At 68.2% G+C, this 25,559-nt stretch carries 20 protein-coding genes, 1 pseudogene and 2 riboswitches; of the genes and pseudogenes, 8 read left to right on the top strand and 13 right to left on the bottom strand.

Annotated features, from left to right (window positions below; translation table 11 throughout):
• From AC27KI_RS03400 to gcvT, 7 genes and pseudogenes are all read right to left on the bottom strand, one after another.
• A pseudogene (locus tag AC27KI_RS03400) lies at nucleotides 1-1,937 on the bottom strand (PAS domain-containing sensor histidine kinase); the annotation flags it as partial.
• A 191-nt stretch (nucleotides 1,938-2,128) separates the two neighbouring features.
• Entirely contained in the window at nucleotides 2,129-3,466 is a 1,338-nt protein-coding gene (locus tag AC27KI_RS03395; RefSeq protein WP_487112579.1) for an MFS transporter, read from the bottom strand.
• Between the two features lie 82 nt (nucleotides 3,467-3,548).
• Nucleotides 3,549-4,568 carry a MerR family transcriptional regulator gene (locus AC27KI_RS03390; RefSeq protein ID WP_487112577.1) on the bottom strand — a complete coding sequence of 340 codons (1,020 nt, stop codon included), beginning with the start codon at nucleotides 4,566-4,568 and terminating at the stop codon, nucleotides 3,549-3,551.
• Nucleotides 4,569-4,590: 22 nt separating this feature from the next.
• The gene (locus tag AC27KI_RS03385; protein ID WP_442867280.1) at nucleotides 4,591-4,938 is read right to left on the bottom strand and encodes an FKBP-type peptidyl-prolyl cis-trans isomerase; all 348 of its coding nucleotides are present in this window, start codon (nucleotides 4,936-4,938) and stop codon (nucleotides 4,591-4,593) included.
• Nucleotides 4,939-5,111: 173 nt separating this feature from the next.
• The gene (gene gcvP, locus AC27KI_RS03380) at nucleotides 5,112-8,030 is read right to left on the bottom strand and encodes an aminomethyl-transferring glycine dehydrogenase (protein ID WP_487089671.1); all 2,919 of its coding nucleotides are present in this window, start codon (nucleotides 8,028-8,030) and stop codon (nucleotides 5,112-5,114) included.
• A 43-nt stretch (nucleotides 8,031-8,073) separates the two neighbouring features.
• The gene (gene gcvH / locus AC27KI_RS03375; protein WP_487112575.1) at nucleotides 8,074-8,448 is read right to left on the bottom strand and encodes a glycine cleavage system protein GcvH; all 375 of its coding nucleotides are present in this window, start codon (nucleotides 8,446-8,448) and stop codon (nucleotides 8,074-8,076) included.
• 80 nt (nucleotides 8,449-8,528) lie between these two features.
• Nucleotides 8,529-9,662, bottom strand: coding sequence for a glycine cleavage system aminomethyltransferase GcvT (gene gcvT, locus AC27KI_RS03370; protein ID WP_487112573.1), 1,134 nt, complete (start codon nucleotides 9,660-9,662; stop codon nucleotides 8,529-8,531).
• A gap of 47 nt (nucleotides 9,663-9,709) precedes the next feature.
• Nucleotides 9,710-9,823, bottom strand: a riboswitch (glycine riboswitch).
• Nucleotides 9,824-9,846: 23 nt separating this feature from the next.
• Nucleotides 9,847-9,934, bottom strand: a riboswitch (glycine riboswitch).
• Between the two features lie 280 nt (nucleotides 9,935-10,214).
• On the opposite strand from gcvT, the gene AC27KI_RS03365 reads away from it, so the two are divergent.
• On the top strand, nucleotides 10,215-10,673 hold the full coding sequence (locus AC27KI_RS03365) for an Lrp/AsnC family transcriptional regulator (protein WP_272563736.1): 459 nt from the start codon (nucleotides 10,215-10,217) through the stop codon (nucleotides 10,671-10,673).
• A gap of 135 nt (nucleotides 10,674-10,808) precedes the next feature.
• Here the strand turns inward: AC27KI_RS03365 and AC27KI_RS03360 are convergent, their stop codons facing one another.
• Together AC27KI_RS03360 and AC27KI_RS03355 are read right to left on the bottom strand one after the other, a co-directional pair.
• Nucleotides 10,809-11,411: a lipocalin family protein gene (locus AC27KI_RS03360; protein ID WP_284430885.1), complete on the bottom strand. Its 603-nt coding sequence runs from the start codon at nucleotides 11,409-11,411 to the stop codon at nucleotides 10,809-10,811.
• Between the two features lie 194 nt (nucleotides 11,412-11,605).
• Nucleotides 11,606-13,312 (bottom strand): electron transfer flavoprotein-ubiquinone oxidoreductase, encoded by a 1,707-nt coding sequence (locus AC27KI_RS03355; protein WP_487089670.1) that lies wholly within the window; start codon nucleotides 13,310-13,312, stop codon nucleotides 11,606-11,608.
• Between the two features lie 139 nt (nucleotides 13,313-13,451).
• Here AC27KI_RS03355 and AC27KI_RS03350 point away from each other — a divergent pair, with 139 nt between their 5' ends.
• The 5 genes from AC27KI_RS03350 (at nucleotide 13,452) to AC27KI_RS03330 (ending at nucleotide 18,591) form a co-directional block, all read left to right on the top strand.
• The gene (locus tag AC27KI_RS03350) at nucleotides 13,452-14,234 is read left to right on the top strand and encodes an SDR family oxidoreductase (RefSeq protein WP_272563733.1); all 783 of its coding nucleotides are present in this window, start codon (nucleotides 13,452-13,454) and stop codon (nucleotides 14,232-14,234) included.
• A 10-nt stretch (nucleotides 14,235-14,244) separates the two neighbouring features.
• Nucleotides 14,245-15,162, top strand: a complete 918-nt coding sequence (locus tag AC27KI_RS03345) for a DMT family transporter (RefSeq protein ID WP_487112571.1) — start codon at nucleotides 14,245-14,247, stop codon at nucleotides 15,160-15,162.
• Between the two features lie 152 nt (nucleotides 15,163-15,314).
• Nucleotides 15,315-16,034, top strand: coding sequence for an autoinducer binding domain-containing protein (locus AC27KI_RS03340; RefSeq protein ID WP_487090558.1), 720 nt, complete (start codon nucleotides 15,315-15,317; stop codon nucleotides 16,032-16,034).
• 256 nt (nucleotides 16,035-16,290) lie between these two features.
• On the top strand, nucleotides 16,291-17,817 hold the full coding sequence (gene katB / locus AC27KI_RS03335; RefSeq protein ID WP_487090559.1) for a catalase KatB: 1,527 nt from the start codon (nucleotides 16,291-16,293) through the stop codon (nucleotides 17,815-17,817).
• A gap of 117 nt (nucleotides 17,818-17,934) precedes the next feature.
• Entirely contained in the window at nucleotides 17,935-18,591 is a 657-nt protein-coding gene (locus tag AC27KI_RS03330) for an ankyrin repeat domain-containing protein (protein ID WP_284430890.1), read from the top strand.
• Nucleotides 18,592-18,673: 82 nt separating this feature from the next.
• Here the strand turns inward: AC27KI_RS03330 and AC27KI_RS03325 are convergent, their stop codons facing one another.
• Nucleotides 18,674-19,567 (bottom strand): metal-dependent hydrolase, encoded by an 894-nt coding sequence (locus tag AC27KI_RS03325; RefSeq protein ID WP_487112569.1) that lies wholly within the window; start codon nucleotides 19,565-19,567, stop codon nucleotides 18,674-18,676.
• A 339-nt stretch (nucleotides 19,568-19,906) separates the two neighbouring features.
• On the opposite strand from AC27KI_RS03325, the gene AC27KI_RS03320 reads away from it, so the two are divergent.
• Nucleotides 19,907-20,329, top strand: a complete 423-nt coding sequence (locus tag AC27KI_RS03320; protein ID WP_317358922.1) for an acyl-CoA thioesterase — start codon at nucleotides 19,907-19,909, stop codon at nucleotides 20,327-20,329.
• Nucleotides 20,330-20,371: 42 nt separating this feature from the next.
• Here the strand turns inward: AC27KI_RS03320 and garD are convergent, their stop codons facing one another.
• From garD to AC27KI_RS03305, 3 genes are all read right to left on the bottom strand, one after another.
• On the bottom strand, nucleotides 20,372-21,967 hold the full coding sequence (gene garD / locus AC27KI_RS03315; RefSeq protein WP_317358925.1) for a galactarate dehydratase: 1,596 nt from the start codon (nucleotides 21,965-21,967) through the stop codon (nucleotides 20,372-20,374).
• A gap of 78 nt (nucleotides 21,968-22,045) precedes the next feature.
• Nucleotides 22,046-23,200 carry an L-talarate/galactarate dehydratase gene (locus tag AC27KI_RS03310; protein ID WP_317358928.1) on the bottom strand — a complete coding sequence of 385 codons (1,155 nt, stop codon included), beginning with the start codon at nucleotides 23,198-23,200 and terminating at the stop codon, nucleotides 22,046-22,048.
• Nucleotides 23,201-23,260: 60 nt separating this feature from the next.
• Nucleotides 23,261-24,220: a Bug family tripartite tricarboxylate transporter substrate binding protein gene (locus tag AC27KI_RS03305; protein ID WP_284400249.1), complete on the bottom strand. Its 960-nt coding sequence runs from the start codon at nucleotides 24,218-24,220 to the stop codon at nucleotides 23,261-23,263.
• Between the two features lie 305 nt (nucleotides 24,221-24,525).
• Here AC27KI_RS03305 and AC27KI_RS03300 point away from each other — a divergent pair, with 305 nt between their 5' ends.
• A complete protein-coding gene (locus AC27KI_RS03300) occupies nucleotides 24,526-25,533 on the top strand; it encodes a LacI family DNA-binding transcriptional regulator (protein WP_284430896.1) in 1,008 nt (335 codons plus the stop codon).
• Nucleotides 25,534-25,559 lie beyond the last annotated feature (26 nt).

The raw sequence follows: 25,559 nt of genomic DNA, 5'->3' as shown, positions 1-25,559 counted from the left end.
GGTCGTAGTTGCGCGGGTCGGCGCGCAGGGCCTCGGTGGCTTCGTGCGGATCGGTGAACCCGGTCACCTGGTAGCCGCGGCGGCGCAGCAGGCGCCGCACGAGGAAGACCAGCGCCTCGTCGTCGTCCACGTACATCACGTGCGCGTGCGCTCGTCCGCGCTCTGCACGGGGCGGCGGGGCGGGCGGGCTGGGGGGCGTGCGGCGGCGCGCTCGGTGCCGAATCCGGCGCCACGGGGAAGTAAAGCGTGAAGCGGCTGCCTTCGCCGGGAGCGCTGTGCACATCCACCGCGCCGCCGTGCGTGCGCATCACGCCGTGCACCACGGCCAGGCCCAGGCCCGTGCCCTGGCCCACGGGCTTGGTGGTGAAGAAGGGCTCGAAGATGCGCTGCTGCGTGGCCGCGTCGATGCCCGGGCCGTTGTCCACCACGGTGAGCGCGACGTACTCGCCCAGGGGCAGGCCCAGGCGCTCGCACAGCCGCAGGTCGGGCTCCAGGGCCGAGGCCTCCATGCTGACGATGCCGCGCGCCTCGCCGATCGCATGGATGGCGTTGGTGCACAGGTTGAGCAGCGCCTGCTCGACCTGGGTGGCGTCGGCCAGCACGGGCGGCAGCCCCGCATCCAGGCGCATGCGCAGCTCGATGGCGGGCGGCAGGGTCACGCGCAGCAGCCGCTCGGTGTCGTGCATGGCGTCGTGCACGCTCACGGCGGTGCGCTGCGGCGGCTCGTTGCGGCTGAAGGTGAGGATCTGGCGAACCAGGTCGCGCGCGCGCCGGCCGGCCTTGTCGATCTCGCGCAGGCTCTCCAGCACGGGCGAGGCGGCGTCGCAGTCGGCCTTGGCCAGTTCGACATTGCCCAGGATGGCGCTCAGGATGTTGTTGAAGTCGTGGGCGATGCCACCGGCCATGGTGCCCACGGCCTGCATCTTGTGCGACTCGCGCAGCTGCGCTTCCAGCTCGCTGCGGTGGGCTTCGGCCTTCTTGCGGCCGGTGAGGTCGCGCGCGAAGACGGTGGTGGTCTCGCCCTCGGCATGGCGCTCGAACGACATGCTCACCTCCACCGCCAGCTCCTTGCCGCTGGCGGTGCAGGCCACCATCTCGCCCAGCACGGCCTGCGTGGTGAGCTGCGCGAACGCCAGCGCCTGCGCCGCATCGGGCAGGAAGCGGTCGAGCCGGCTGCCCATGGCGTCGGCCGTGGCGCACTGGAACAGCGCGGCCGCCGTGGGGTTGAAGACGGTGATGCGCTGGTGCTGGTCCACGCACAGGATGGCATCGAGGGCGGAGTTGATCACCGCCTCCAGCCGCCGCTCGCTGGCGTGCAGCTGGGCATTGCGCTCCTGCAGGGCCTGGGCGCTTTGCTGCAGCGCCTGGCGCTCGGTGAGCAGCGGTCCCTGGTCGATCACGGCGCACAGGAATTGCAGCACCGGCGGGCCGCTTTCCTGGGGCGCCTCAATGCGGGCGATGTGCAGGTCGCCGGTGATGGTGCCGCCCGAGCCCACGGGAAACACCACCTCGGTCGCCTCGCTGTGGCCGAGTTCGCGCGCCTGCGCGAAAGCCTCGCGCACGCGTTCGGCGTCGGCCGCGCTCACGAACGGCATGAGCGAGGTGACGGGACGGTCGGCCTCGGTGGGCTGGAAGGAGCGGTGCGCCATGGAGTTGGCCTGCACCACCATGTCATGTTCGTCGAGCACCATGAGCGACAGCGGCACGCTGGCGAACAGCGTCTCGAAGCGCTCCGAGGCGCTTTCCGCCGCGGCCTGGCTGTAGCGCAGCACCTTGTTCTGCACCTCCAGCTCGGCCTGGTAGGCGCGCAATTCGCCGATCAGCGCGGCCACGGGGCCCTCAGCCCGGCTCGCGGGCGCGCGGCGCTCGGGCGGAATGGGCGCGGGCGGGTTCTCCGAGCCCGGGGGCAGGAGCAGGGAAAGATCAGGACGGCTCATGGGCGGGACAGCGACGGCAGGCAGAGCGGCAGCGGCGCCAGCGCCGCACGGAAGGGGCTCAGTGTACGCCCGCCCCTGGGTGCCGGCCAGCCGGTGGCCTGCTGCAGGAAGTGCCTTTCACGCGGCGGCGCGGCGAAGCCCTTTCCGGCCATCGGCAAGCGTCCACCGGGCCGGTGACGCCACGCCGCGGTTCAGCGCGGCACGGTGCCCGGCGCGTCGTTCACCTGCCGCAGCGGCGTGAGCAGGAAGGCCAGCGCCGCCACCGCCACCAGCGCGCCGCCGCAGGCCGCGAACAGCTGGGCCAGCGTGATGCCCTTCATGGCCCAACCCGTGGCGGCGGCGGAGATCGGCGCCAGCCCCATGAAGATGAACATGAACAGCGCCATCGCCCGGCCGATGAGTGCCGGCGGCACCCGCTGCTGGATCCACGTGAAGATGCGCACCTGCATGAAGCCGCCCAGCAGGCCGATGGCCAGCATGAGCGCAACCCCTTGCCAGAGGGCGCCGATCACGCCCATGGGCATGAACAGCAGGCCGATGGTGGCGTCGAATGCCAGCAGCGTCATCCCCAGGCTGCCCCAGCGCAGGCGCGGCAGCATGCCCGAGGCCACCATGCCCGCGAGCGTGCCGGCACCGTGGGCGCCCACCAGCGCGCCGAACGCGGCGGCGCCCAGGTGGGGCAGGCTGCTCGCCAGCACCGGCATGGCGATGTGCAGCGGCCCCATGATGAGCACCGCCACGGCGCTCCAGTAGAGAAAGCAGGTGCGCAATTCGCGGTCGCGCCAGAAGTGCGCCAGGCCCTGCGCCACCGAAGCCAGCACCGCGGGCGGGGCGGTGCCCTGTCCGGCGGGGCGGTCGGGACTGGCGGATGTGGCTGGCGCCGTGGCCAGCAGGCGCACTTTCGACAGCGTCCAGGCCGACACGCCGAAGCTGAGCGCATCGAGCCCGAAGGCAATGCCGATGCCCGTTGCGTTGGCCATGGTGCCGGCGCCGTCCGCACGGCTGCCGTCGCCGAACAGGGCGATCAGCAGGCCGGCCAGCAGCGGCCCCAGGAACATCGTGAGCTGCCGCAGGCCCATGCTGATGCCGTTGGCCGCCTGCAGCTGCGTGCGCGGCACCACGTGCGGCAGCATGGCCGTGCCGGCCGGGATGCTGAAGGCGGTGGCCAGGCCGATGGCCAGCGACAGGGCATAGACCATCCACAGCGTGAGCGCACTCGTCAGCACCAGCCCGCTGAGCAGGCCCAGCAAGGCCAGGTTGGCGTATTTGGTGCGCATCAGCACCTGCTTGGGCGAGTGGCGGTCCACCAGGGCGCCGCCGATCAGGATGAACAGCGCGCGCGGCACGCTCATGAGTGCCAGCACCGTTCCGAGCACCAGGGTGTCGCCGGTCATCTGCAGCACGAGCCAGGGCAGGGCGATGAGCGTGAACTGGTCGCCCAGAAGAGTGAGGGCCGTGCCGCTGACCATCCAGCGGAAGTTGGAGTCCTGCAGCAATGCGGCGCGCGGGTGGTGGGGCGAAGGGGTCATGGGTCGGTCCGTTGGCTGCGCAGGGGCAGCGATGGGGGCCGACTGTGAAGCCTCACGTAGCGTGAGGGTCAAGCCATTTTTTTCAGGGCGATGGCGCGGCGGCTGGCAGGCGCGGCACGGCGTGCAGGTAGTTGCGCACGGGCTCGCTCAAGGGAGAGCCGGCGCGCAGCAGGGGCTCGCTGGCTGATGCGCGCATCAGCTTGGCGCGCAGCCCGGCGTCTTGGCGGCAAAGGGTGCCGAACAGGGTGTCCCAATGCGCGGCGGCCGCCCGCGCGCGCGGATGGCCTGGGGGAATGCCCTGGTCCAGCAACTGCTGCACTTCCTGTTCCAGGTGCTGCCATTGCGTGTGGTGTACCTGGCCCAGCCGGCGCAGGTCGTCACGGTCCAGGTAGCGCAGCAGCAGGTCCATGCGCAACTGGATGGCGCCTTCGATGTACCGGATCATGTCGCCCGGCGGCGCATGGTTGCGGCCCTGGGTGCTGGGCTCGGTGCGGAACATGTGGCCCCAGCGTTCCAGCAGGTCCATGTCGCCGTCCATCCAGTGCAGCATCAGCGCCATCCATCGGTAGGCCAGCGCCTGGACTGCGGGCGCATCGATCGGCAGGCCCTCGTCCATGGCTTGGCGCACCTGGTCCCTGACGACCAGCCAGTCCGCTTCGATGCGGTGCCAATGGGAGAAGATGTGCTTGAGCTCGGCCGCGCTGAAGTATTTGCCGTAGGTGGCCATGAGCGCCAGCGCCTGCAGCCAGTCGCCCATGTCGGGCTCGGCGCCGGCCTCCAGCCCGTCGCGCAGCAGCGACAGGCGGCCGCGCAGCTCGGTGGCCTGCGCGATCTGCTGGTCCAGCGCGCGGATCTGCTGCCCGATGATCTGCTCGGGCGCCATGTCGTCGCCCGCCAGCAGGGCCGCGATGTCGCTGAGCGGCAGGCCCATCTGTCGCAGCGTCTGGATGCCGTGCAGCCGCTGCACGTCGGACGGGCTATAGAGGCGGTAACCCGCCTCGGACCGGCCCGAGGGCTTGAGCAAACCCACCTCGTCGTAATGGTGCAGCGTGCGCACCGTGAGGCCGGTGCGCCGGGCCAGCTCGCCGACCTGGAGCAGCATGGATGGCGGGCCCTCGGACGGGTCAGCGGACCGAGATCAGTTCGATTTCGAAGTTCAGCGTGGCGTTGGGGGGAATGACGCCGCCCGCGCCGCGCTCGCCGTAGGCGATGGCCGGCGGGCAGGTCAGCTTGGCCTTGCCGCCCGGCTTCATGCGCTGCACGCCTTCGGTCCAGCAGGGAATGACGCGGTTGAGCGGAAACTCGGTGGGCTCGCCGCGCTTGTAGGAGCTGTCGAACTCCTTGCCGTCCGGCAGCGTGCCCTTGTAGTGCACCTTGACGGTGTCCGTGGCCTTGGGCGAGGTGCCGGTGCCTTCTTTCAGCGACTCGTACACCAGCCCGCTGGGCAGGGTGACGGGGGCGGTCTGCGCCATGGCGGCGGGAACGATCACAAGCCCGGCAAGCAGGGCGCACAAGGAATTTCGCACGAAAGCATCTCCTGAAAAAAGGTAGCCCGCGATCTTAAAGAGTCTGCCCGCGGCCCTGTCACCCCATGTTGAGGGCCAGGCCGGCCGGGCCCGTGGCGCGGCCGGCGCACCCCTCGCCGTCACGCGTAGTCGCTGACCGGAATGCAGCTGCACGACAGGTTGCGGTCGCCCCAGACGTTGTCCACGCGGCCGACCGGCGACCAGTACTTGCTGCGGCGCAAGGCGTCCACCGGAAAGGCCGCGGTCTCGCGGGCGTAGGGCCGCGTCCATTCCGGGGCGAGCAGGCTCTCGGCCGTGTGGGGCGCGTGCTTGAGCGGGTTGTCGTCCTGCGGCCAGGCGCCAGATTCGATCTGGCGGATCTCCTCGCGGATGGCGATCATCGCGTCGATGAAGCGGTCCAGCTCGGACAGCGTTTCGCTTTCGGTGGGCTCCACCATCAGCGTGTTGGGCACCGGGAACGACAGCGTGGGCGCATGGAAGCCGTAGTCGATCAGACGCTTGGCCACGTCCTCGGCCATCACGCCGCTGGTTTCCTTCAGGCCCCGCAGATCCAGGATGCATTCGTGGGCCACGTGGCCGTTGGCGCTCGCGTACAGCGTGGGGTAGTGGTCTTTCAGGCGCGCGCTGATGTAGTTGGCCGACAGGATGGCCGTCTCGGTCGCGGCCTGCAGGCCCTCGGCGCCCATCATGCGGATGTACATCCAGCTGATCGGCAGCACGGCGGCATTGCCCAGCGGGGCGGAGCTGACCGCGCCCACGCCGTTGGCAGCGTTCGCGTCGGCACCCAGGGCGCCTTGCGCGGCCGCGGTGCGGTGGCCCGGCAGGTAGGGCACCAGGTCGGCCACCACGCACACGGGGCCGACGCCGGGGCCGCCGCCGCCGTGCGGGATGCAGAAGGTCTTGTGCAGGTTCAGGTGGCTCACGTCGCCGCCGAATTCGCCGGGGGCGGCCACGCCCACCAGGGCGTTCATGTTGGCGCCGTCCACGTACACGCGCCCGCCGTGCTGGTGCACGAGCGCGCACAGTTCCTTCACCTGCGTCTCGAACACGCCGTGCGTGCTGGGGTAGGTGATCATCACGCAGGCCAGGTGCGCGCTGTGCTGCTCGCACTTGGCGCGCAGGTCGGCCAGGTCCACGTTGCCGTTGGCATCGCAGGCCGTCACCACCACATGCATGCCCACCATCTGGGCGCTGGCGGGGTTGGTGCCGTGCGCGCTGCTGGGGATCAGGCAGATGTTGCGGTGGCCCTCGCCCTGGGCCGCGTGGTAGGCCTTGATGGCCAGCAGGCCGGCGTATTCGCCCTGCGAGCCCGCGTTGGGCTGCAGGCTGATGCCGGCGTAGCCCGTGGCCTCGCACAGCCAGGCGCGCAGTTGCTCGTCGAGCAGGCGGTAGCCCCGCTGCTGGTCGGCCGGGGCGAAGGGGTGCACATTCGCGAATTCGGGCCAGGTGATGGGGATCATCTCGCTGGTCGCGTTCAGCTTCATGGTGCAGCTGCCCAGCGGGATCATGCTGCGGTCCAGCGCCAGGTCCTTGTCGGACAGCTGGCGGATGTAGCGCAGCATGCCGGTCTCGGAATGGTGGGTGTTGAACACCGGGTGCGTGAGGAAGGCGCTGGTGCGGCGCAGCCCCGTGGGGATCAGCGGCTCCACGCCCTTTTCGAAGGCGGCGAAAGTGGGCAGCGCCTGGCCGTCCCGGGCGAACACCTTCCACAGCAGCTCGATGTCGGCACGCGTGGTGGTCTCGTCCAGCGAGATGCACAGGTAGTTCTCGAAATAGACGCGCAGGTTGGCGCCCAGCGAGACGGCGCGGGCCGCAATGGCTTGCGTTGCGCCTTCGGTGTGCAGCGACAGCGTGTCGAAGGCGGCCTGCGGGCGCAGCGGCGCACCCAGTTGCTCCAGCCCCTTGGCCAGGATGGCGGTGTAGGCGGCCACGCGCTGGGCGATGCGCATCAGGCCCTGGGGCCCGTGGTAGACGGCGTACATGCTGGCCACCACGGCAGGCAGCACCTGGGCCGTGCAGATGTTGGAGGTGGCCTTTTCGCGGCGGATGTGCTGCTCGCGCGTCTGCAGCGCCAGGCGGTAGGCGGGCTTGCCGTGCACGTCCACGCTCACGCCGACCAGGCGGCCGGGCAGGGAGCGCTTGTACTCGTCGCGGCAGGCCATGAAGGCGGCGTGCGGGCCGCCCGCGCCCATGGGCATGCCGAAGCGCTGCGTGGTGCCCACCACGATGTCCGCGCCCCATTCGCCGGGCGGCGTGATGAGGGTGAGGGCCAGCAGGTCGGCCGCGGCGATGAAGGCCGCGCCCTTGGCATGCGCCTTGGCGGCATCGGCCGCCAGGTCGTCGATGCGGCCGCTGGTGGCGGGGTACTGCGCCAGCACGGCGAAGTAGTCGCCGTCCAGCGCGTCATTCCACTCGGCCAGCGAATTGGCCAGCACCACCTCGATGCCCAGCGGCGCGGCGCGCGTCTGGATCACCTCGATGGTCTGCGGGTGCGCGTCGCCGGCCACGATGAAGCGCGTGCTTTTCGATTTGACCGAGCGCTTGGCCAGCGTCATGGCCTCGGCCGCCGCGGTCGCCTCGTCCAGCATGGAGGCGTTGGCGATGGGCATGGCCGTGAGGTCGCACACCATGGTCTGGAAGTTGACCAGCGCCTCCATGCGGCCCTGCGAGATCTCGGCCTGGTACGGCGTGTAGGCCGTGTACCAGGCGGGGTTCTCCAGGATGTTGCGCAGGATGACGCCGGGCGTGTGCGTGCCGTGGTAGCCCTGGCCGATGAAGCTGCGCAGCACCTGGTTCTGTGCGGCGATGGCCTTCAGCTCGGCCAGTGCCGCGGCTTCCGTCGTGGCGGGCGGCAGGTCCATGGCCCGGCTGCGTGCGATGGAGCGCGGCACGATGCCGTCCACCAGCGCGCGGCGCGAGGCCTCGCCGATGGCGGAGAGCATGTGCTGTTCGTCCGCCCCGTCGATGCCGATGTGGCGGGGCAGGAACTCGGTGGCGTTTTCAAGCGCGCCAAGCGGCAGGGCGGATTGCATCAGCATGGAAGAGGACCGTGGACGGAAAAAGAAAGGGGAAGGAAAAGGCTCAGGCGTTCTTGGCGAAATCGGTGTAAGCCGTTTCGTCCATCAGGCCGGACAACTGGGCCGGCTCGGACAGCTTGACCTTGAAGAACCAGCCGGCGTTCAAGGGATCGGAGTTGGCGAGCGAGGGGTCGGCGCGCAGCGCCTCGTTCACTTCCACCACCTCGCCCGAGACGGGCATGTACACATCGGCGGCGGCTTTGACGGACTCGACCACGCCGGCCACTCCGCCCTGCGAGAAGGTCTTGCCGACTTCGGGCAGGTCCACGAACACCACGTCGCCCAGGGCATCCTGGGCATGGACAGTGATGCCGACCACGGCGGCGTTGGCATCGGCGGCGTCGATCCACTCGTGATCGCGGGAGTATTGAACGGTCATGGGGGCTCCTGAAAAATGAAGAAAAGGAATCTGGAATGTAGCGGTGGCCGCCGCCTTGGCGGTGGCCCCGGCTGCCCGTTTCAGCCGCGGTAGTAGCGGGGCGCCACGAAAGGCATCGCGCACACCTGCATGGGCACCGGCTTGCCGCGCACGATGGCCTGCACGCGGGTGCCGATGGCGGCCAGCGCCGGGGGCACGTAGGCCATGGCGATGGGCTGGTTCACGCTCGGCCCCAGCAGGCCGCTGGTGACCTCGCCGAGGGCCTCGCCCTCGGCGCTTTGCAGCGGGGTGTGTTCGCGCACGGGCACGCGCTCCAGCGCCGTGAGGCCCACGCGCTTGCGCGCCAGGGTGGCCGGGTCGTCGATCTGCGCCAGCACCTTGGCAGCGCCGGGAAAGCCGCCGGCCCGCGCACCGCCCGTGCGGCGCACCTTCTGGATGGCCCAGTTCAGGCCGGCTTCGGGGGGCGTGGTGGTGGTGTCGATGTCGTTGCCGTACAGGCACAAGCCCGCCTCCAGGCGCAGCGAGTTGCGCGCGCCCAGGCCGATCGGCTTCACCTCGGGCTGCGCCAGCAGGGCGCGCGCCAGCGCTTCGGCCTGCGATGCGGGCACCGAGATCTCGAACCCGTCCTCGCCCGTGTACCCGCTGCGGGTGACGAAGGCCTCGCAGCCCGCGATATCGTAGCGCCCGCCGGTCATGAAGACGAGCTGCTCGATGCCGGGCGCCAGCCGCGACAGCGCCGCGACGGCCTGCGGGCCCTGCAGCGCCAGCAGCGCATGGTCGGGCATGGGGACGACCTCGCAGCGCTGGCCGATGCGGGCCTGGATGTGGGCGATGTCGCCGGCCTTGCAGGCGCCGTTCACGATCACGAAGATGTCGCCCTCGCCCTGTTTGATGAACATCAGGTCGTCGATGATGCCGCCCTCGTCGTTCAGCAGCAGGCCGTAGCGCTGCTTGCCCACGGGCAGGTCGATCACGTCCACGGGAATGAGGGATTCGAAGGCGGCCGCGGCATCGCTGCCCACCAGACGCAACTGGCCCATGTGCGACACGTCGAACAGGCCGGCGGCCTGGCGCGTGTGCAGATGCTCCGCCATCAGGCCGGCGGGGTACTGCACGGGCATGGAATAGCCGGCGAACGTCACCATGCGGGCCCCGAGTTCGAGGTGCAGGGCATTCAGCGGGGTGGTGAGCAGGGCGGCGTCGGCGGCGGACATGGCAATCTCCAGCAAGGGCAAATGGGAACGCGGCCCCATGGCCACGCCTTTGCCCCGCTGTCCGCTTTACCTGAGAGATTCACCCACGTGCCAAGGCGGCGCGGGGCTTGCTCCTTCGGTGGGCCCGCGCACGCGGCGGACCTCTCTCCAGCAAGGGGAACGCCCGCATCCCTGCGGGCGTTTTGCCAGTCCTTTTGCCTGAGCGTTCGGGGTCACCCTGCGCCTTCGGCGGCGCCGGCAATCCCGGTGACGGGGCGGCGCTCTCTCCTGACCGGGCGGATTCTAACTGCAGCGCCGGTGCGCGCCGGGCGATCCGACCGCGGTGTGCGCGGGGGCTTGCCGTGTATCCAGAAGGCCATGCTTTCGAAAGCCAAGCGCCCCGGCGAACGGTAATCCGCCGGGGCCCTGCCTGTTTCGTGCGCCCCGGTAAGGGCGCCTTGATCGATGAAGTATGCGGTGCGGGCACTGGATGGATTTTCTGAATTTCTTCAAAAATGCCAGATTTGCAGAAAATTCTTCTGAAATATGTGAATTGGGAGAACAATGCAGTGCATGGACCGCCTCGACAGAAAAATCCTCTCCGTCCTGCAGGCCGACGCCCGCGCCAGCCTGCAGGAGATCGGCAACGCCGTGGGCCTGAGCCCGTCGCCCTGCTGGGGCCGCATCAAGAAGATGGAGGAGGCGGGCGTGATCGAGGGCTACACCGTGCGCCTGAACCCCAAGGCGCTCGATCTGAACGACACGGTGCTGGTTCAGGTCACGCTCGACAGCCATTCGGACAACACGCTGGAGAAGTTCGGCGAAACCCTGGCCAGCATTCCCGAGGTCATCGAGGCGCACCTGGTGTCGGGCGATTACGACTACCTGCTGCGCGTGGTGGTCAAGGACACGCGCGATTACGAGCGGCTGCTGCGCGAGAAGCTCTACAAGATCAAGGGCATTCGCCACAGCCGGTCGAGCTTCGTGCTGCGCACGCTCAAGCGGGCCGACCTGCCTTTGTTCGCGCAGTGACCGTGGAGGTGCCGGGGGGCTTGGACGGGCCAAGGCAATCGGTTTGTGCTGAAAAGTGCCGATTGCCCTAGATCTTATTGCCTTGGATGCTATTAATTCGGGAGCAATGGGGTGCGACGTTGGCGCTGTGCCGCGTCAGGCTGCGATGCGCACAGCACCGTCCTCGTCCTGCGGCACCCAGACGATGCGGTCCATGTCCACGCCCATCGCGCGTGCCTGGGCCAGCAGGCGGGGGCGCACGCCGCGGGGCAGGGTGGGGGTGCGCGACAGGATCCACAGGTAGTCGAGGCTCGCGCCCACGACCATGGCCCAGCGGTAGTCCTCGTCCAGCGCCACCACGTGGTAGCCGCCGTAGAAGGGGCCGAAGAACGACACCTTGAGCGATGCTTGGTCGGGGCGGCCGATGAACACCGCCCGGCCGCGCGATTCGCGCCAGCGCTTGCGGGCCGGATCGAACCCGCGGTTGAGCACCTGCACCGATCCGTCCGGGCCCCGGCTGTAGTGGGCGCTGGTCTGGACCAGGCCCTTTTCGAAACGGTGGTCGATGCGGGCCAGCTCGTACCAGTGCCCGGCATAGCGGTCCACGTTGAAATCCTCCACCACCTCGATGCCCCGCGGGGCCCGCACGGATGCGCTGGCCGAGAATGCCAGCGCTGCCCCCACGGCGGCTGCGCCCAAGGCCAGGGGCCAGAGCGGGCGACGGTGGGTGCGGTAGCGTGGGGCGGGGGAACGGGCCATGGGGTCTCCTGCTTCGATGGCGTGGTGGTTCTTGATACTGCGCTGCAGTGCGCGGCGCGGAAAGGCCAGACAGTCTCGCCCGCGGGTCAGGAGGGTCCTGTAGGCGCGTTCCTGCAAAGGCCGTCGGAATCGCCACGAAAAAAGGGCCTGCAACGCAGGCCCTTCGGGTCGCCCTGGCGAGGGCGGGGGAGGCTTCACATGCCGGAGTAGTTCGGGCCGCCGCCCCCTTCGGGCGTGACCCAGACGATGTTCTGCGTCGGATCCTTGATGTCGCAGGTCTTGCAGTGCACGCAGTTCTGCGCGTTGATCTGCAGCCGCTGGGCATTGCCCCCCTTGGCCTCGTCGGGCACGAACTCGTACACGGCGGCGGGGCAGTAGCGCGCCTCGGGGCCGGCGTACTTGGCGAGGTTGATATTGACCGGCACGCTCGGGTCCTTGAGCGTCAGGTGTGCCGGCTGGTTCTCGGCATGGTTGGTGTTGCTGATGAACACGCTGGACAGCCGGTCGAAGGTGAGCTTGCCGTCGTGCTTGGGGTACACGATGGGCTTGCACTCGGCCGCGGGCTTCAGGTAGGCGTGGTCGGGCTTGTCGCGATGCAGCGTCCAGGGAATGTTGCCCTTGAGCACGAACTGCTCGATGCCGTTCATGAGTGTGGCGGTGGCCAGGCCCTTCTTGAACCACGCCTTGAAGTTGCGCGCCTTGTTCAGCTCCGCGTAGAGCCAGCTCTTTTCGAACGCCTCGGGGTAGGCCGTGAGTTCGTCGTGCTGGCGTCCCGCCTGCACCGCGTCGTAGGCCGCTTCAGCCGCCAGCATGCCGGTCTTGATGGCCGCGTGGCTGCCCTTGATGCGGCTCACGTTGAGGTAGCCCGCCTCGCAGCCCACCAGCGCGCCGCCCGGGAACACCGTCTTGGGCAGCGACAGCAGGCCGCCGGCCGTGATGGCGCGTGCGCCGTAACCGATGCGCTTGGCCGGCTTGATGCCCTTGGCCTCGTCGCCTTCCAGGTAGTAGCGGATGTTGGGGTGCGTCTTCCAGCGCTGGAATTCCTCGAAAGGGCTCAGGTAGGGGTTGGAGTAGTCCAGCCCGGTGATGAAGCCCAGCGTGACCTTGTTGTCCTCGGCGTGGTAGAGGAACGCGCCGCCGTAGGTGTCGCTGTCCATGGGCCAGCCGGCCGTGTGCATGACGAAGCCGGGCTGGTGGCGCTTGGGGTCGATTTCCCACAGTTCCTTCACGCCGATGCCGTAGGCCTGCGGGTCGCGCCCCTGGTCCAGCTTGAAGCGGCTGATGAGCTGGCGGCCCAGGTGGCCGCGCGCGCCCTCGGCGAAGATCGTGTACTTGGCGTGCAGTTCCATGCCCAGCTGGAAGTCGGCGGTGGGCTCGCCTTCCTTGCTCACGCCCAGGTTGCCGGTGGCCACGCCCTTGACCGAGCCGTCTTCGTTGTAGAGCACTTCGGCGGCCGGAAAGCCGGGGAAGATCTCCACGCCCAGGTTCTCGGCCTGGGTGGTGAGCCAGCGCACCACGTTTCCCAGGCTCACGATGTAGTTGCCGTGGTTCTGAAAGCACTGCGGCAGCAGGAAATTGGGGGTGCGCCAGGACGACTTTTCGCCCAGGAAGATCATGGCGTCGTCGGTGACGGGCTGGTTGAGCGGCGCGCCCAGTTCCTTCCAGTTGGGGATCAGCTCGGTCAGCGCCTTCGGGTCCATGATGGCGCCCGACAGGATGTGCGCGCCGGTCTCGGAGCCCTTTTCCAGCACCACGACCGAGATGTCCTGGCCTTTTTCGGTGGCGAGCTGCTTGAGCCGGATGGCGGTGGCCAGGCCGCCGGGGCCGCCGCCGACGACCACCACGTCGTACTCCATGGCTTCGCGGGGGCCGTGTTGGGCGAGGATTTCTTCTGGGGTCATGGGTGTCTCGTGGTGGTTTGATAATGGGTGATCCGCCGCGGGCGACTGGCCTGCGCGCAGTCCGTCGGTCGGACAGATTGTATTCACGGAAAACCGACAATCGAACGATCGTTCTATTTTCTGACAAGAGAGACATCCCATGGCTTACAGCATCGATTTGGAAGGGCGCGTCGCCTTCGTGACCGGGGCATCGAGCGGGCTCGGCGCGCAGTTCGCCCGCACGCTGGCCGCCGCAGGGGCCGGCGTGGTGCTGGCCAGCCGGCGCGTGGAAAAGCTCAAGGAGCTGCGCGCGCGCATCGAAGGCGAGGGCGGCGACGCCCATGTGATCGAGCTGGACGTGACCGACCACGACTCCATCAAGGCGGCCGTGGCCCACGCCGAGACGGAGATGGGCTCCATCGACATCCTGGTCAACAACTCGGGCGTCTCCACCACCCAGCGCCTGCAGGACGTGGAACCCGAGGATTTCGACTTCATCTTCGACACCAACGTGAAGGGCGCCTTCTTCGTGGCTCAGGAGGTCGGCAAGCGCATGCTGGCGCGCTCGCGCGGGGCGGCGCCGGGCAGCTTCACCGGCGGGCGCATCATCAACATCGCCTCGATGGCCGGCCTCAAGGTGCTGCCGCAGATCGGTGCCTACTGCATGAGCAAGGCGGCCGTGGTGCACATGACGCGTGCCATGGCGCTCGAATGGGGCCGCTTCGGCATCACGGTCAACGCCCTGTGCCCGGGCTACATCGACACCGAGATCAACCACCACCACTGGCAGACCGAGCAGGGCCGCAAGCTCCTGGACATGCTGCCGCGCAAGCGCGTGGGACAGCCCAAGGACCTGGATGCGCTCATCGTGATGCTGGCCAGCGACCAGAGCCACTTCGTGAACGGCGCGGTGATCGCCGCCGACGACGGTTTCGCGGTCTGACCGCCGGCCGATGCTGACTGGAATCCTGGCAGGGCTCGCCGCGGGCGCGCTCTGGGGGCTGGTGTTCGTCGCGCCGCGCATGGCGGCCGGGTTCGCGTCGGTGGACCTCACCGCTGGCCGTTTCGTGGCCTACGGCGCCATGGCCGTGGGCATGCTGCTCTGGGGCCTGCGCCCCGGCACGCGCCGAGCGGTGCGCTGGCCCACCGCCCGCCAGGCCGGGGCCGCCCTGGGCCTGAGCGTGCTGGGATTCACTGGCTACTACCTGCTGCTGGTGCTGGCGATCCGCGATGCGGGGGTGGAGGTGCCGGCCCTCATCATCGGCACCATCCCGGTGTGGGTCATGCTGCTGGGCAAGCCGAAGGGGCTGCGCTGGGTGGCCCTGGTGCCGGGGCTGGCCCTGACCCTGGCGGGCCTGGCGCTGATGGCGTTCGCGCCGCACGGGGAGGGCGGATCGCCAGCTGCGGGTGGCGGGGCGTACTGGTGGCGCGGCATCGGCATCGTGCTGGTGGCACTGGTCTTCTGGACGGCGTTCGCCATCCTCAATTCGGCCTGGGTGCAGCGCCACCCGGAGGTGGGCGCAACCCAATGGGCCAACTGGCTGGGCGTGGCCACGGGCCTGGGGGGATGGCTGTTGTGGGGGGTGAAGGGCACGCCTCTGGCAGAACTGGCGGCGCAGCCAGGTTTCGGCGCCTTTGTGCTGGTCTGCCTTGCGATCGGGCTGGGCGCGACCTGGCTGGCCACCATCCTCTGGAATGTGGCCAGCCAGCGCCTGTCCGCCAGCCTGTGCGGCCAGCTGATCGTGAGCGAGACCCTGTTCGCTCTCTTCTATTCCTTCGCCTGGGACGGCCACTGGCCGGCGCCTGCCCAATGGGCCGCGTGCGGCATGTTCACCCTGGGCATTCTGGCGACCATCCAGGCCCACCGCTGAGCCCTGTTCAGCCCCCCCGCGCGTCCTTGGAATCGGGTGGGGTTATGCACGGTTTTCATATTGCGCATCCCAATCGGCATGGCAAAAGGGCGCCCTCCCAAAACATTGCTGGGTAGACTGATTAATAAATAGTTAATCAAAAAGGGGTGGTGATGGCAGTGCAGTCGTGGCAGCACAAGGTTTCTGAATGTTTCTCCAATGAGACGTGCAAGAACAGAATCTTCGGCAAAATCAAGTCCGCGGCGACGGAATTGGGTTTCGAGCGATGCGCGTATACCCTCTACATTCCCGTCCCCATCTCCCGCCCGCAGGTGGTCCAGGTGGACGATTTTCCGGAAGCGTGGCAAAGGCGATATTCCGTCGCCGAATACCACCATATCGACCCCACCGTGGCCCATTGCCGCAAATCCGAGCGGCCCGTGGTCTGGAGCGACGAGCTTTTCGCCTCGGCGCCCGAGTTGTGGCGTGAAGCGCAGTCCCATGGGTTGAAGGTCGGCTGGTCGCAGGCCAACCAGAGCGTGGGCAGCCTGCGCGGCGTTCTGACCCTGGTGCGCTCCCGTGTCCCCCTGGCAGAGGAGGAACTCAAGGCGAACGAGCCCCGCATGTCGTTCCTTGCAAGCGCCTCGTACGAGGCCATGGGCCGTGCCATGAAAGCCCTGCACGGCACCCGCCAGAAGGCGTTCCTGACCCCGCGCGAACTGGAAGCCCTCAAATGGACGGCGGATGGGAAAACCATGGCGGATATTGCGCAGATTCTGGACGTTTCCGAAAACACGGTGCGGTTTCACCTCAAAAACGCCACTGCCAAACTGCAGACGCCCAACAAGACGGCGGCCGCGGTCAAGGCGGCGTTGCTGGGCTGGCTCGACTGACTGCAATTAACCGAAAGACCCCGGAAAGCGCTTCGGATATGTAATAAAAAGCGACCGGCGGGGTGTTTTGATTCGTAAATTGCTATTTTTTTAATAGCGCCCGTCCGCGCGCTTTCCGGCATTGACGGCATTCCATCCAAAGGGTTGTGAGGGGCCCATCGGCAATATTCATCGCGGCCATAGCCAAACCCCCCTTGTGAGCGACATTCCGCCACGTGGATCATTCGCTTCCCTTAACGACTGGAGCGGAGTTTCCATGACAACCAGAAAAATCTTCACCGCAGCGCTGGTGCTGCAAGGCGTGCTGGTAGCGCCTGCGGCGTTCGCCCAATCCGCCCTCACGCGCGACAACGGCGCCCTGGTGGGCGACAACCAGAATTCGCAGACCGCCGGCCCGAACGGCCCCACCTTGCTGCAGGACGTGCAGCTGATCCAGAAGCTGCAGCGATTCGATCGCGAGCGCATTCCGGAGCGCGTCGTGCATGCCCGCGGCACCGGCGTGCGCGGCGAGTTCGTGGCGACGGAAGACCTGTCTTCGCTGACCCAGGCCAAGGTGTTCAGCGCCGGCGAACGCACCCCGGTGTTCGTGCGGTTCTCTTCCGTGGTGCACGGCAACCATTCTCCCGAGACGCTGCGCGACCCCCGCGGCTTCGCGACCAAGTTCTACACGAGCCAGGGCAACTGGGATCTGGTGGGCAACAACTTCCCCACCTTCTTCATCCGCGACGCCATCAAGTTTCCCGACATGGTGCATGCGTTCAAGCCGGACCCCCGCACCAACCTGGACGACGATTCCCGCCGCTTCGACTTCTTCTCGCACGTGCCGGAGGCCACGCGCACGCTCACGCTGCTCTATTCGAACGAGGGCACGCCCGCCGGCTACCGGTTCATGGACGGCAACGGAGTGCATGCCTACAAGCTGGTCAACAGCCAGGGCCAGGTGCACTACGTGAAGTTCCACTGGAAGAGCCTGCAGGGGCTGAAGAACCTCGACCCCAAGCAGGTCGCCGCCGTCCAGGCCAAGGACTACAGCCACATGACCAACGACCTGGTCAACGCGATCAAGCAGGGCGATTTCCCCAAGTGGGACCTGTACGTGCAGGTGCTCAAGCCCGAGGACCTGAACAAGTTCGAGTTCAACGCGCTGGACGCCACCAAGATCTGGCCCGATGTGCCTGAGCGCAAGATCGGCCAGATGGTGCTGAACAAGAACGTGGACAACTTCTTCCAGGAAACCGAGCAGGTCGCCATGGCGCCCGCCAACGTGGTGCCCGGCATCGAGCCCTCGGAAGACCGCCTGCTGCAAGGCCGCGTGTTCTCATACGCCGATACGCAGCTGTACCGGGTGGGCACCAACGGCCTGAGCCTGCCGGTGAATCGCCCCCGCGTCGGCGTGAACAACGGCAACCAGGACGGCACGCTGAACTTCGGGCAGACGACCAGCGGCGTGAACTACGAGCCCAGCCGCCTGGAGCCCCGCCCGCAGGTCTCGGCGGCGCGCTACAGCCAGTTGCCGCTGTCCGGCACCACGCAGCAGGCCAAGATCGGCAAGGAGCAGAACTTCAAGCAGGCCGGTGATCTGTACCGCAGCTACGGCAAGAAGGACCGCGAGGACCTGATCCAGAGCTTCGGCGAATCGCTGGCCGGCGCCGATGCCGAGAGCAAGCACATCATCCTGTCGTTCCTGTACAAGGCCGATCCCGAGTACGGCACGGGCGTGGCCCGCGTGGCCAAGGGCGACCTGGCCCGCGTGAAGCAACTGGCCTCGGCGCTGCAGGACTGACGCGGGGCATGCGATGCACGCGTGGGGGCCGTTCTGGCGCCCGCGTGCTGCATCCATTGAGGGGCGCCGCTGGCGGTGCCCCTCCCACGACCGTCCCCCCATTTCCAGGAGATCGGCATGTCCCTTTCCCATCGATCGCGCCCCTGGGTGCTGGCAGTGCTGTGCATGGGCGCGATGGCGGCTGGCGCAGCGGGTGCGGCCCCCAGCGCGGCCCCCAGTGCGGTCCCAGGCACGGCAGCGGCGGCATCTGCGTCGCCACCCGCAGCCGCGGCGGGGGCCGAGCCGGCAGCCCCGACCGATCCGGCCCAGGTCCAGCGGCAGTTGCGCCGCTACTTCTTCGATGCGGCCCGCGAGGGCCGGCGTGACATGCTCGGCGAGTTCATCGCCGCCCGCTACGACCTCAATGTCCGCGATGAAAAAGGCTACACCGCGCTCATCCTCGCGGCCTACCACGGGCACCGCGAGGTGGTGGAGCAGTTGCTCAAGGCCGGCGCCGACCCCTGCGTGCAGGACCTGCGCGGCAACACTGCCCTGATGGGCGCGATCTTCAAGGGCGAGGTGGCGATCGCGCGGCGGCTGGTGCAGGCCGACTGCGCCCCCGATCAGCGCAACAACGCCGGCCAGACCGCTGCCATGTACGCCGCCCTGTTCCAGCGGACCGAACTGCTGCAGGCCCTGGCCGCCAAGGGCGCGGACCTCGGCGCCAGGGACGCGCGGGGCAACGATGTGTCGCAGCTGCAGCGCGGCGAATTTGCCGGTTCACCCGCGCGATGAGCCTTCGCGGGTCTTCAAGCCAAATCGCCCTCCAGCGCAATGGGAACTAGGGCGTTTTGCTATAAAAATAATAGTAATGAGATCAGCTGCGCCCCACCACGCGAAAGCGCTCGGCGTTCGCCTGCAGCCATTGCTGGGCCAGCGCCGCGGCCGTGGGCGATGCGTGCTCCTGATCGGGGTGGAAGTCGCTGCGCAGGTAGCGCACCAGCGCCGGCACCGAGCGCCAGGCCACGCCATCGCGTCCCCAGAAGAACCGCAGCGCACTCCAGGCCGTTGAGGGGCGCCACAGCGTGCCGTCGCGCTGCAGGTTCAGTACCGTCTGGCGCATCGCATCGACGGTGAATACCAGCGCCACATACAAGTACCAGCGCACCCGCCAGGCGTTGCTGCCGCCCGCCGCGCGGTAGAGATCGAAGGCGACGGCACGGTGCTCGGTCTCCTCGGCCGCATGCCAGCGCCACACGGTCTGCAGCGTGGCGTCGGCGCCATCGAGCCAGCGCCCATGGCGCAGCGTGCCATCGGCCAGCAGGGCCGTGAAATGTTCGTAGGCGCAGGTGACCGCCAGGGCGTGCAGCGGATTCTTGGTGCGCAGGTGCAGGCGGGCGATGCGTCCGCGCGCCCAGTGCTGCCAGTGGTTCTGCAGGCCCTGGCGCTCCAGCTCGGCGTTGTAGAGCCCATGCAGATGCCGGTGCGTGGCTTCCTGCCCGATGAAGCCGCGCAACAGGGCCTGGAAGCGGGTGGCCAGCGGCCCATGGGGATTGCCCAGCAACGGCGTGGCATCGCGCACGGAATCGATGAAGAATTGCTCGCCCACCGGAAAGCTCATCGACAGCGCATTGAAGAACTGCGTGCGGAAGGCATCGCCGCCATGCCAGTGGCGGGCGAAGCCCTTTTGCAGGTCCACTTCGAGCTTGCGCACGGGGAGGGTGGCTGCGGCGGCGGCTGCGGGGTCGGGGGAGGCGGGGATCTCGGACATGGGAGGCGGCTTTCCAGAAACGGCGGTGGCCCGGCAACACCGCCGGGCTCCGTTTTCTGAGGATTATTCAGTTTTAGACCGGACGCGCTACTCGCCTACCGCTCAGGTTTTCCGGGGCAGCCCGATCGCCTGCAGCCAGGCCTCGGGACCGCGTGGATGCTGCGTTTCAGCCGTGAGGTGGTCGAGCGACCGTCCCGCTTTGGCCGCCGTGCTCATGTTTGGGAAAAGGTCGCTGTGCAGGGACTGCCGTGCGATACGCTGTGCGGGTGGACGCTAGTCTTCGCCGGGCCGTCTGCAGCGCATTCCGCCCCGCACGCCCGGCACCAACCGAGGCCGCCGATGAAGATCGAGATTCCCGAAGCCAAGACGCTCGTGCACACGATGCGCTTTCCCGTGCGCTGGGGCGACATGGACGCCATGGGCCATGTGAACAACACCGTGTACTTCCGCTATCTGGAGACGGCCCGCATCGACTGGCTGGTCGCGGCGGGCTGCAATCCCGACCCGCAGGGCCAGGGGCCAGTGATCGTGAATGCCTTCTGCAATTTCTACCAGCAGCTCGAGTACCCGGCCGAGGTGCTGCTTAAGCTCTATGTGAGCGACCCGGGGCGCACCACGTTCGAGACCTGGGGCACGATGGAACGCGTGGACCGGCCGGGCGTGGTGTGCGCGGCGGGCGGTGCCACGACCATTTGGGTGGACTTTCCGCGCAAGAAAGCCGTGGACCTGCCGGCCTGGGTGCGCGCGCTGGTCGGCGCGTGACGCGGCCGTCATCGCATTCGGCGGCCGGTGCCGCCGGGCCGCTCAGGTCACGGGCGCGGGATTGAACAGCACGAGGGCGTTGTGCAGCTTCCACTGCTCGGCCCAGGTCTTCTTGCGCCCGCTGGCCACCTCCAGCATCAGGTGGAACATCTCCCAGCCCACGTCCGCGATGGTCGCCTGCCCGTCCGCGATGCGCCCGGCGTTGATGTCCATCAGGTCGTGCCAGCGCCGCGCCAGATCGCTGCGCGTGGCCACCTTGATCACCGGCACCTCGGCCAGCCCGTAGGGCGTGCCCCGCCCCGTGGTGAACACGTGAAGGTTCATGCCGGCCGCGAGCTGCAGCGTGCCGCAGATGAAGTCGCTGGCCGGCGTGGCGGCATACAGCAAGCCTTTCTGCGTGGCCTTGTCCCCGGGCGAGACCACGCCCGAGATCGGGGCGCTGCCCGATTTGACGATGGAGCCCATGGCCTTTTCCACGATGTTGGAGAGGCCGCCTTTCTTGTTGCCCGGCGTCGTGTTGGCGCTGCGGTCCACCCGGCCCTTGTCCAGATAGGCGTCGTACCAGGCCATCTCGCGGATCATGGCCTGGGCCACTTCCGGGGTGCTGGCGCGCGAGGTGAGCTGGTCGATGCCGTCGCGCACCTCGGTCACTTCCGAGAACATGACGGTGGCGCCCGCGCGCACCAGCAGGTCGGTGCAAAAGCCGACGGCCGGATTGGCGGTGACGCCGCTGAAGGCGTCGCTGCCCCCGCACTGCACGCCGACCACCAGCTCGGCGGCGGGCACGGTCTCGCGGCGGCGGGCGTTCAGGCGCTCCAGGTGCTTTTCCGCCTGCCGCATGACGGAGTCGATCATGGACATGAAACCCACATGGGCGTCGTCCTGCAGGCAAACCACGTCCAGCTTGGGTTCGGCGCTGGTGCCCACGTCGGCCACGCTGCGCTCGTCCACCAGCGGGATGCTGCCCGGGGGCAGCAGGCGCTCGGGCTGGAGCTTCTCGCAGCCCAGGCTGACCACCATCACCTCGCCGCCGAAGTTGGGGTTCAGGCTGATGTTGCGCAGGGTGCGGATGGGAATGACGGCGTCCGGCGCGTCGATGGCGACGCCGCAGCCGTAGGTGTGCTCCAGCGCCACCACGTCGTCCACATTGGGAAAGCGGGGAAGCAGTTCGGCCTTGATGCGCGCGACGGCGAATTCGGTGACGCCGGCCACGCACTGCACGGTCTGGGTGATAGCCAGGATGTTGCGGGTGCCCACCGATCCGTCGGCGTTGCGGTAGCCCTCGAAGGTGTAGCCGGTGAGCGGGGGCAGGGGCTCGGGGCGCACGGTGGCCAGGGGCAGGCCCTCCAGCGACAGGGCCTCGGGCATGTGCAGCAGGCGCTCATGCACCCAGCTGCCGGCGGGGATGGGCTGGATGGCGTAGCCGATGGGCACGTTGTAGCGGCGCACGGCGGCGCCCTGTGGGATGTCTTCCAGGGCGACCTTGTGGGCCTGGGGCACGCGGTCGACGAGCGTCAGACCCGAGGCCAGCACCGTGCCTGCGGGCAGGCCCCCGTCGTTGGCGACGATGGCCACGTTGTCTGCCGCGTGCATCTGCACGGTCAGGGGCGGGCGGGTGGGTGAAGCGGAATCTGTCATGGGGCAGTCGTCGTGGGTGGGGCGATGTTCTGGGGGCTTTGCATGCGGCATGCCGCTCGATTGTCGATGGCGCCGGGCTCACGCGCGGGTGCCGAACTCCGCTGTTTCGCGCGTCCAGCCGCGGGCCTGCTCGCTCAGGCTCAGGCCGAGGCCCGGGCGCGTGGGCACCATCATGCGGCCGTCGCGGATTTCCAGGCGCTCGTTGAACAGCGGCTCGAGCCAATCGAAGTGCTCGACCCAGGGCTCGGTGGCATAGACCGCGCCCAGGTGCACGTGCAGTTCCATCGCGAAGTGCGGGCCCAGGCTCAAGCCCGCGTGCTCGGCCTGCGCGGCGATCTTGAGGAACGGCGTGATGCCCCCCACGCGGGGTGCGTCGGGCATGAGGTAGTCGGCCGCGCGGTGGCGGATCAGCTCGCCGTGTTCGGCCGCGCTGGTGAGCATCTCGCCGGTGGCGATCGGCGTGTCGAACTGGGCGGCGAGCGCGGCGTGGCCTTCGAAGTCATAGGCGTCCAGCGGCTCTTCGATCCACACGAGGTTGAAGGGCTCGAAGACGCGGCACATGCGCTGCGCGGTGGGGCGGTCCCACTGCTGGTTGGCATCGACCATGATGGGCATGGCATCGCCCAGGTGCTTGCGGACCGCCTCCACGCGCTGGATGTCGAGCGCATGGTCGGGCTGGCCCACCTTCAGCTTGATGCCGCCGATGCCCCGCTCGCGCGAGGCGCTGGCGTTGCGCAGCAGCTGGTCCAGCGGCGTGTGCAGGAAGCCGCCCGAGGTGTTGTAGCAGCGCACCGAGTCGCGCTGCGAGCCCAGCAGCTTGGACAGCGACAGGCCCGCGCGGTGCGCCTTGAGGTCGTACAGCGCCACGTCGAAGGCGCCGAGGGCCTGCACCGCCATGCCGCTGCGCCCCACCGACGCGCCGGCCCAGCAGAGCTTGGTCCACAGCCGGGAAATGTCGCTCGGGTCTTCGCCCAGCAGCGCCGGCGCGACCTCCCGGGCGTGCGCGAACTGCCCCGGCCCGCCCGCCCGCTTGGAGTAGCTGAAGCCCAGGCCCCGGTGGCCGTCCTTGCTCTCGATCTCGGCGAACAGCATGGCGATCTCGGTCATGGGCTTTTGCCGTCCGGTCAGCACCTTGGCATCGCTGATGGGGTTGGCCAGGGGCAGGTAGCACGATGAGATGCGGACCCAGGCGATGCTGTCGCTGAAAGAGGAGGGGGACGAGGAAGCGGTCATGGTGCAGTGCAGGTCATTCGGGCAAACCGGGGGGCAGGCGCCAGGCAGGCAGGGCGAGGGTCAGTCGATCGAAATCTTTCCGGTCTCGATCACCTTCTTCCAGCGGGCGAACTCCTGCTGCTGGAAGGCGGCGAACTGCTCGGGCGTGTTGGTGACCATCTCGAAGCCGATCGACGTGAACTGCTCGCGCACCTTCGGGTCCTTGAGCGCCTCGACGAACGCGGCATGGGCCTTTTCGCGCACGGCCGGTGGCAGCCCCTTGGGTGCGACGATGGCCTGCCACGAAGCGACCTCGACATTGGGCACGCCCGCTTCGGCCAGCGTGGGCACGTCGGGCAGCACCGGCGAGCGCTTGGCGCTGGTGATGGCCAGCGCGCGCATCTTGCCGGCCTTGATGTATTGCGACACGGCGTTGATGTTCTGGAACGAGGCATCCACCTGACCGCCGATCAGGTCGGTGTGGGCCGGTGCGCCGCCCTTGTAGGGAATGTGCACGCCCTTGGTGCCCGTCTGCTGCCAGAACAGCTCGGCGGTGAGGTGGTCGCTCGAGCCGTTGCCGGCCGAGGCGAAGCTCATCTTGCCGGGGTTGGCTTTCTCGTAGGCGATGACGTCGGCCACGGTCTTGTGCGGGGAGTTGGCCGGCACCACCAGCACGTTGGGCGACTGCACCGCCACGGTGATCAGGTCGAAACCATGCAGCGCGTCGTACTGCAGGCCCTTGAGCAGGTGCGGCACGATGACCAGCGGCCCCAGGGAGGTCACAAGGAAGGTGTAGCCATCGGGCGCGGCCCGCTGCACGAACGTGGCGCCGATCGTTCCGGTGGCGCCGGGCTTGTTGTCCACCAGGAAGGACTGCTTGAACTTCTCCGTCAACCGGGGCCCCACGGCGCGTGCGACCTGGTCGGTCGAGCCGCCAGGCGGGAAGGGCACGACCAGGGTCACGGGTTTTTCGGGCCAGGCCTGTGCCTGGGCGCCGAGAGCCAGAATGCCGAGGGAAATGGCTGCCAGGAATCGTTTCATGATTTGTCTCCTAATGGAAATGCGAACGTTGTCATTTTTGGTTGGAAGGTGAAGCCCCGCCAAAAACATTACAGGATCGACATGTTTTTATGATTTTTCCAGGTGCGCTGTGTGCGCGCATTGGAAATGATATCGTTGTCATTTCCGGTCGGCAAGCTTTTCTGCTGGGGGTTTTCCCCTTGTCCGTGACCGCCGCTGGCGTCCGGGACGTGCTCTGGAATGCAGCGGTGCACTCGCCACGGGCGGTGCCGTGGAATGCGGTATGGTCCTCGTCTTTCGCCCGACCGGTGTGCTCCGAAACCCCCATGAACGCCCCCTCCAACTTCAAGGCGGCCACGCTTCACGACGTGGCCAAGGCCGCTGGCGTGTCGTTGATCACCGCCTCGCGTGCGCTGAGCAATCCGGGGGTGGTGTCCGAGAAGACAAAGGCCCGGGTGCAGCAGGCCGTCGAGGCGACGGGCTACATCCCCAACCTGCTGGCGGGGGGGCTCAAGTCCCGCCGCAGCCTGATGGTGGCGGCCGTGGTACCGGCGCTGTCGGTGTCGCAGTTCCTGCCCACCGTGCAAAGCCTGACGACCACGCTGGCTGCCGAGGGGTACCAGCTCATCCTGGGCCAGACCGCCTACGACGCCGAGCGCGAAGAGGCCGTGCTGAACACCATGATCGGCCGCCAGCCCGACGGGCTGGTGATGACCGGGCTGGTGCAATCGCAGCGCGCGCGCGACCGGCTGCGCCGATCCGGCATTCCCGTGGTGGAAACCTGGGACCTGAGCGACCGCCCCGTGGACATGGTGGTGGGCTTTTCGCACCTGAAAGTGGGCAGCGCGGTGGCAGGGTTCTTTCTGTCCCGGGGCTGGCAGCGCGTGGGAATTGCCACGGGCGGCGATCACCGAGCCATGCTGCGCCGCGAGGGTTTCGTCGCCACCCTGGGGCGAGACGTGCCGACCGCCACGGTACCCGCACCCAGCAGCCTGGCGCTGGGGCGAAGGGCCCTGGCGGAGCTGCTGGAGCAAGAGCCGCGGCTGCAGGCCGTGTCGTGCAGTTCGGACACGCTGGCGCATGGCGTGCTCGTCGAGGCCGCGGCCCGCGGGCTGCGGGTGCCGCAGGACCTCGCCATTTGCGGCTTTGGCAATGCCGACTTCAGCGAGCACATGCTGCCTTCGATCACCACTGTGCATGTCGATGGCCCGGAGATCGGCCGGCTGGCGGCGCAACTGGTCATCGACCGTTGCCGGGGCAACGCGGGCCCGCAAACCATCTTTGATCTTGGCTTTCGCCTGATCGAGCGGCAATCGACGGCATCCGCCGGCTGAAGGGGCGGATGGTTGGGGCCAAGTGA

It is taken from the genome of Acidovorax sp. KPB24-03, assembly GCF_057546605.1.
The sequence above is the reverse complement of the archived record's forward strand: the minus strand, read 5'-3'. Positions and strand labels throughout refer to the sequence as shown.